General features: G+C 41.4%; 2 protein-coding genes. Both read left to right on the top strand.

What is annotated here, in order from left to right; all coding sequences use genetic code 11:
* Positions 1-368: dihydrodipicolinate synthase family protein (locus G4P69_RS37175; protein WP_208354885.1), on the top strand; the 368-nt coding region annotated here is incomplete at its 5' end.
* A gap of 246 nt (positions 369-614) precedes the next feature.
* A partial coding sequence (locus G4P69_RS37170) for a ribonuclease J (RefSeq protein ID WP_208354877.1) occupies positions 615-2,202 on the top strand: 1,588 nt, incomplete at its 3' end.

Below are 2,202 nucleotides of genomic sequence, written 5' to 3'. Positions count from 1 at the left end.
GCTTGACCCCTAAAGAATTCCAAATTTACTCTGGTGATGATTACATGACCTTGCCCTTGCTGGCAATAGGGGCAAAGGGTGTAGTTAGTGTAGCTTCTCATCTTGTAGGACCTAAACTACAGGATATGATCCAAGCTTTTTGTTCAGGTCAAATTCAAGTAGCCACAGAGATTCATCTCCAACTGTTCCCATTATTTAAAGTTTTGTTTGCAACAACAAGTCCTATCCCAGTTAAAAAAGCACTCTTACTTCAAGGGTGGGATGTTGGAGCAACTAGATTGCCTTTGTATGAAACTGACTCAAAATTTAGTCAGCAATTAGAGGTAATTCTTAAAGAACTGAATTTAATAAAGCCGGGAGCTTCTTAAGATTTATTCCGCTACGTAGCGGAAACTACATATCAATATGGTGACTAATTTTACAGTGGTATAGGAAAAACACGTGTGCTACGAATGAAAAACTATGAGTGTTGAAAGTGTAAAACCTATTTGCTTAGTACATCAGAAAATCTGATTAAAATCCTAGCTCAAACTGATTTGATAAGCGGTTGATGTTAATTTTTATACAAACCGCTAAGTTTTCATTTTAACGACAAATAACAATCTAAGGAGAAAATGGTTAAAACCGGAACCGACACCGCCTTAAAAATTATTCCTTTAGGCGGCTTGCATGAAATTGGTAAAAATACTTGTGTTTTTGAGTACGAAGATGAAATCGTGCTTTTAGATGCAGGGTTAGCGTTTCCCACCCACGGAATGCACGGGGTCAATATTGTCCTACCAGACATGACCTATTTGCGGGAAAATCGCCACAAAATAAAGGGTATGATCGTCACCCATGGTCATGAAGACCATATCGGCGGGATTGCTTTTCATTTAAAACAATTTGACATTCCTGTAATTTATGGTCCACGGCGTGCAATGGCAATGCTAGAAGGGAAACTTGAAGAAGCAGGAGTGCGCGATCGCACCGAATTAAGAAAAGTTCTTCCTCGCGATGTAGTGCGGATTGGTAAACACTTTTTTGTAGAGTATATCCGCAACACCCACTCGATTGCTGATAGCTTCACTGTTGCTATCCATACCCCAATTGGATTAGTCATCCATACAGGAGACTTTAAATTTGACCACACCCCAGTAGATGGTGAACGTTTCGACATACAAAGGCTAGCAGAACACGGAGAAAAAGGTGTTCTTTGCTTGCTTAGTGACTCAACAAACTCAGAAGTCCCAGGGTTCACACCTTCCGAAGGTTCAGTTTACCCAAATCTAGAACGAATTTTTCTGCAAACCCCTGGAAGACTTTTTGTAACCACCTTTGCTTCTAGCGTGCATCGCATCAATATGATTTTGCAATTGGCGCAAAAGTATGACCGTGTGGTGACAGTGGTAGGGCGCTCTATGCTCAATCTAATAGCTCATGCCCGTAATCTTGGATATATTAAATGTGATGATAATTTACTTCAGCCCTTACACGCTGTCCGTAATCTTCCAGAGGAAAAAGTATTAATCTTAACAACCGGTTCACAAGGGGAGCCAATGTCAGCAATGACACGCATTGCTAACAAAGAGCATCCTCACGTAAGAATTCGAGAAGGCGATACTGTTGTATTCTCAGCTAACCCCATTCCCGGAAATACAATCGCTGTAGTCACCATTATTGATAAATTAATGCTCCAAGGCGCAAACGTAATTTATGGACGGGAAAAAGGGGTTCACGTCTCAGGACATGGATGTCAAGAAGACCAAAAGCTAATGATAGCTTTAACGAAACCCAAATTTTTCTTACCAGTTCATGGTGAACATCGGATGCTTGTAAAACATGCTCAAACTGCACAAAGTATGGGCATTCCAGCAAGCAACATGATAATTATCCAGAATGGGGATGTAGTAGAATTAACTACTGAATCGATTCGTGCCGTTGGTAAAGTCCCAGCAGGTTTAGAACTTGTAGATACTTCAAGTTCTGGCATGGTCAGTGCTAAAGTGTTGCAAGAACGTCAACGCATGGCAGAAGAAGGTATTATCACGATCGCCGCCGCAATAGACTGGAATGGCAAGCTGATGGCAAAACCAGAAATTCACTTGCGGGGTGTGGTGACAAGTATAGAGCGATCGCTGTTGCAAAAATGGGTACAACAACGGATTGAGGAAATTCTCGCTCAACGCTGGTCAGAATTTGCTCCGTCGTTTGATAACGAGC

The sequence above is a fragment of the Aetokthonos hydrillicola CCALA 1050 genome, assembly GCF_017591665.1.
Taxonomy (GTDB): domain Bacteria; phylum Cyanobacteriota; class Cyanobacteriia; order Cyanobacteriales; family Nostocaceae; genus Aetokthonos; species Aetokthonos hydrillicola.
Note: the sequence above shows the minus strand (reverse complement) of the source record. Positions and strands in the feature narration are given on the sequence as shown.